Source organism: Frankia sp. CcWB2 (genome assembly GCF_977927585.1).
The window spans coordinates 1-4,667 of the sequence record NZ_CDWRCM010000015.1 but is presented as its reverse complement, the minus strand read 5'-3'; the positions used below and the strand labels follow the sequence as shown (position 1 = coordinate 4,667).

General features: G+C 71.5%; 5 protein-coding genes. All 5 read left to right on the top strand.

Going from position 1 to position 4,667, the window contains the following annotated elements:
* Positions 1-196: helix-hairpin-helix domain-containing protein (locus ACY45C_RS03185; RefSeq protein WP_462186160.1), on the top strand; the 196-nt coding region annotated here is incomplete at its 5' end.
* Positions 193-1,062: an RNase adapter RapZ gene (rapZ, locus tag ACY45C_RS03180; RefSeq protein ID WP_462186159.1), complete on the top strand. Its 870-nt coding sequence runs from the start codon at positions 193-195 to the stop codon at positions 1,060-1,062. The genes ACY45C_RS03185 and rapZ, both read left to right, overlap by 4 nt.
* A gap of 7 nt (positions 1,063-1,069) precedes the next feature.
* Positions 1,070-2,152: a gluconeogenesis factor YvcK family protein gene (locus ACY45C_RS03175; RefSeq protein ID WP_462186158.1), complete on the top strand. Its 1,083-nt coding sequence runs from the start codon at positions 1,070-1,072 to the stop codon at positions 2,150-2,152.
* A gap of 14 nt (positions 2,153-2,166) precedes the next feature.
* Positions 2,167-3,144: a DNA-binding protein WhiA gene (whiA, locus tag ACY45C_RS03170; protein ID WP_462186177.1), complete on the top strand. Its 978-nt coding sequence runs from the start codon at positions 2,167-2,169 to the stop codon at positions 3,142-3,144.
* A 453-nt stretch (positions 3,145-3,597) separates the two neighbouring features.
* On the top strand, positions 3,598-4,605 hold the full coding sequence (gap, locus tag ACY45C_RS03165) for a type I glyceraldehyde-3-phosphate dehydrogenase (protein ID WP_462186157.1): 1,008 nt from the start codon (positions 3,598-3,600) through the stop codon (positions 4,603-4,605).
* The last annotated feature ends 62 nt before the right edge of the window (positions 4,606-4,667 follow it).

Here is a 4,667-nt window from a genome sequence, read left to right as displayed (position 1 = left end):
GCGCTACTTCGGTTCGGTGGCGAAGGTACGGGCGGCGAGCGCCGAGCAGATCGCGCAGGTGTCCGGCATCGGCCCGCGGACGGCGGCGGCGATCGTCACCGCGCTGGCCCGGTCGGCGCCGGGCCGCGCCGACGCGCCCGCCCCCGTCGTCGACCCGCACACCGGAGAGATCCTCGACGCGGAGACCGTCTCATGACCACCCCGACCCTGGATTTGGCGATCATCACCGGGCTGTCCGGCGCCGGGCGCAGCACCGCGGCGAAGTGCCTGGAGGACCTGGGCTGGTTCGTCGTCGACAACCTTCCCCCGGAGCTGCTGTCCACCATGGCTGAGCTGGGCCGTCGTTCTGGTGGGACGGTCAGCCGCATCGCCGTCGTGGTGGACGTGCGGGGCCGGCCGTTCTTCTCTGACCTGCGCGCCGCGATCGCGGCGCTCGACGCGCGGGGCATGCATCCCCGGATGCTGTTCCTCGAGGCCAGCGACGATGCGCTGATCCGCCGGTTCGAGCACGTCCGCCGCCCGCATCCGCTGCAGCGCGACGAGCGGGTGGTCGACGGCATCAGCCGGGAACGGATTCTGCTCGCCGAGCTGCGCGGCGAGGCTGACCTGGTCCTCGACACCACCGACCTGAACGTCCATGAGCTGCGGTCGAAGATCGACGCCGCGTTCGGGCAGCCGAACGCCAACCGGCTCAACGCCACGGTGGTGTCGTTCGGGTACAAGTACGGACTTCCGCTGGATGCGGATCTCGTCGCCGACTGCCGGTTCCTGCCCAACCCGCACTGGGTGGAGGCGCTGCGCCCGTTCACCGGCCGCGATCCGCAGGTGCGCGACTATGTGCTGGCCCAGCCGGGAGCGCAGGACTTCCTCGACCAGTACGCGGCGCTGCTCCGCCTGGTCGGCGAGGGCTACGCCCGCGAGGGCAAGCGGTATCTCACGCTGGCCGTCGGGTGCACCGGCGGCAAGCACCGTAGCGTCGCGATCGCCGAGCAGCTCGGCACCCGGCTCGCCGCGGGCGGCGTGGGGGTCCGGGTGGTGCACCGTGACCTGGGACGGGAGTGAACCATCCGTGAACCTCAGTGGCGTAGCCGCGCGCTCCGACGGTCCGGACCGGGCACCGGCGGTCGTCGCCTTCGGCGGCGGCCACGGGCTCGCCGCCTCGCTCGCCGCGCTCCGGCAGATCACCTCGGCGCTTACCGCCGTGGTGACCGTCGGTGACGATGGTGGATCCTCCGGGCGGCTGCGCGCGGAGCTCGGTGCGCTGCCCATGGGCGATCTACGAATGGCCCTGGCCGCGCTGGCCGGACCGGACGGATGGTCGACCACCTGGGCGGGCGTGTTCCAGCACCGGTTCGGCGGCGACGGGCCGCTCGCCGGGCACGCGGTCGGCAACCTCGTGCTCACCGCGCTCGCCGAGCGCACCGGATCACCGGTGGCCGCGCTCGACCTGGCCGCCGCCCTCCTCGGTCTGCGGGGGCGGGTGCTGCCGCTGTCGACCAGGGGCATCGACATCGTCGCCGACGTCGTGGGGCTGGATCCGGGGGCGCCCACCGCCGAGGTCGAGGTGCGCGGGCAGGCCGCGGTGGCCACGACCGGTGGACGGGTCGTGGGTGTCCGGCTGTCGCCGGCGGCACCGCCGGCCTGTCCGGAGGCGGTGGCCGCGGCGGGCGCGGCCGACTGGATCATCCTTGGGCCGGGATCGCACTACACGAGCATGCTGCCGCATCTGTTGGTTCCTGGGATGAACCGGGCGATTGCGATGTCCCGGGCGAACCGGGTGATGGTGTTGAACCTGGCCGCCCAGCCGGGGGAGACCGAGGGATACACCCCCCAGGCCCATCTCCACTCCCTCGGCCGGCACGTTCCCGGCCTGCGGCTGGACGTGGTGATCGCCGATCCGACCGCGGTGCCCGACCCCGACCTGCTCGCCCGGGCGGCGGCGGACGTCGGCGCCCGGCTCCATCTGGCGCCGGTGCGGATCCCTGGCGCGCCCGTGCACGACCCGGTCCGGCTCGCCGCGGCCTTCCGCGCGGTGTTCGCGGGACTCCCGGAGGCGACCCGCCCGGCGCCCGCGTCCCGGCGGCCGGTCACGCAGTACTCATCGTCCGGCGGACCGGTCCGCCGGACCCCATCCGGTGAAGCCAAGGAGTGATCGGTGTGGCGGCGATGACGGCCACCGTCAAGGACGAACTGAGCCGGCTGCGGGTCGCGAAGCCCTGTTGCCGGCGGGCCGAGATGGCAGCCCTGCTGCGCTTCGGTGGGGGGCTGCACATCGTCGGTGGTCGCATCGTGGTCGAGGCGGAACTCGATACCGGCGCGACCGCCCGCCGGTTGCGTCGCGAGATCGCCGAGGTCTTCGGCTTCCCCTCGACGGTGGCCGTGCTGGCCGCCGGTGGGCTGCGCCGCTCGGTGCGCTACATCGTGCGCGTCGAGCGGGACGGCGAGCAGCTCGCGCGGTCCACCGGCCTGCTCGACCAGCGTGGCCGCCCGGTGCGCGGGCTGCCGCCGCAGGTGGTCACGGGCTCCGCCTGTGACGCCGCGGCGGCCTGGCGGGGCGCGTTCCTCGCCCACGGTTCACTGACCGAGCCGGGTCGGTCCTGCTCGCTGGAGGTGACCTCGCCCGGTCCGGAGGCCGCGCTGGCCCTGGTCGGCGCGGCGCGCCGGCTGGGGGTCCAGGCCAAGAGCCGGGACGTGCGCGGCGTCGACCGTGTCGTCATCCGCGACGGCGACGCGATCGGCGCGCTGCTGACCAGGATCGGTGCGCATGACAGCCTGCTCGCCTGGGAGGAACGGCGGATGCGCCGGGAGGTCCGGGCGACGGCCAACCGGCTGGCGAACTTCGACGACGCCAACCTGCGCCGCTCCGCCCGGGCCGCGGTGGCCGCCGGCGCCCGGGTGCAGGCCGCGATGCGCATCCTCGGCGACGACGCCCCGGAGCACCTGCTGGCGGCCGGCCGGTTGCGCCTCGATCACGCGCAGGCCTCCCTGGAGGAACTGGGCGCGCTCGCGGACCCGCCGCTGACCAAGGATGCGGTCGCCGGCCGGATCCGCCGGCTGTTGGCGCTCGCCGACAAGAGGGCCAATGCGCTCGGTATCCCCAACACCGAGGCGAGCGTCTCCCCGGATCTCCTTGAGAACGCCTGAGCAACAGCGGCCCAGGTCGTACCCAGACATTTCATACCTGTAATGTGGAAAACTGGCCCAGTAGCACCATCGGGATCGGATGGCTCTTCGGGGCTCTTCGGGGTGGGGTCTGCCCGTGGGGCGCCCGCCTGGCCGGTTCGGCCGGCGTCAGCGCGGGCCCACGGAATCTGCCCGGCCCTCGGCCCTGCGGAGGCGCACCGGCGGTGCGGCAGCGCAGCGATGTGATGGGATGTAGTTTCCGGGTGGGGCGTGCCCGCATCGTGTGAGGAGACCAGCATCGCACGGTTCGGATTCCCGCCGATGATGTGCAAACTCGTTAGGCTCCTGCCTTGACAGCGCCACATGAACGACAGTGCCACATGAACGAGAACGTCACAACCGAACGACGACGTCGCGACGGAACGACGGCGTGACTATCGAAACGACGAGACAAGACGGTAGGGAGTCCTGGACGTGGCTACGCGGGTGGGTGTCAACGGCTTCGGGCGAATCGGTCGTAACTTCTGGCGGGCGCTCGCGGCGAGCAACCGGAACGATCTCGAGATCGTCGCGGTCAACGACCTGACCGACAACAAGACTCTTGCGCATCTGCTCAAGTACGACACCACGCTGGGTACGCTGCCTGCTGCGGTCGGTGTCGTCGACGAGGGTATCCGCGTCGGTGACACCGTGATCAAGGTGCTGGCCGAGCGCGACCCGGCGGCGCTGCCCTGGGTCGATCTGGGTGTGGACGTTGTCATCGAGTCCACCGGCCGCTTCACCAAGGCGGCGGACGCGGGCAAGCATCTGCAGGCAGGCGCCAAGAAGGTCATCATCTCGGCGCCGGCCAAGGACGAGGACATCACCGTGGTGATAGGCGTGAACGACGACGCCTACGACCCGGCCAGGCACCACATCCTGTCCAACGCTTCCTGCACGACGAACTGCGTCGCGCCGATGGCGAAGGTGCTCGACGAGGCCTTCGGCATCAGCCAGGGGCTGATGACCACCATCCACGCCTACACCAACGACCAGGTCATCCTGGACTTCCCGCACTCGGACCTGCGGCGGGCGCGGGCGGCGGCGCAGAACATCATCCCGACCACCACGGGTGCGGCGAAGGCCACCGCGCTGGTCCTGCCCCACCTCAAGGGCAAGCTCGACGGGCTGGCGATGCGGGTGCCGGTCCTCGACGGCTCGGTCACCGACCTGGTGGCCACCCTGGACAAGAAGGCCAGCAAGGAAGAGGTCAACGCGGCGTTCAAGGCGGCGGCGGAGGGCCCGCTGAAGGGCTACCTTGTCTACACCGAGGACCCGATCGTCTCCTCCGACATCGTCAACACCCCGGCGTCCTGCACGTTCGACTCGCTGCTGACGATGTCCGCCGGCAATCAGGTGAAGATCGTCGGCTGGTACGACAATGAGTGGGGCTACTCCAACCGGCTGGTCGACCTGACCGCGCTGGTCGCCGCGCGCCTCTAGGCCGCGCGCCGCTTTTGGTCTGTCCTCCGTACCTGGGGTTCCGATGCGCTGACCGGCTTGGT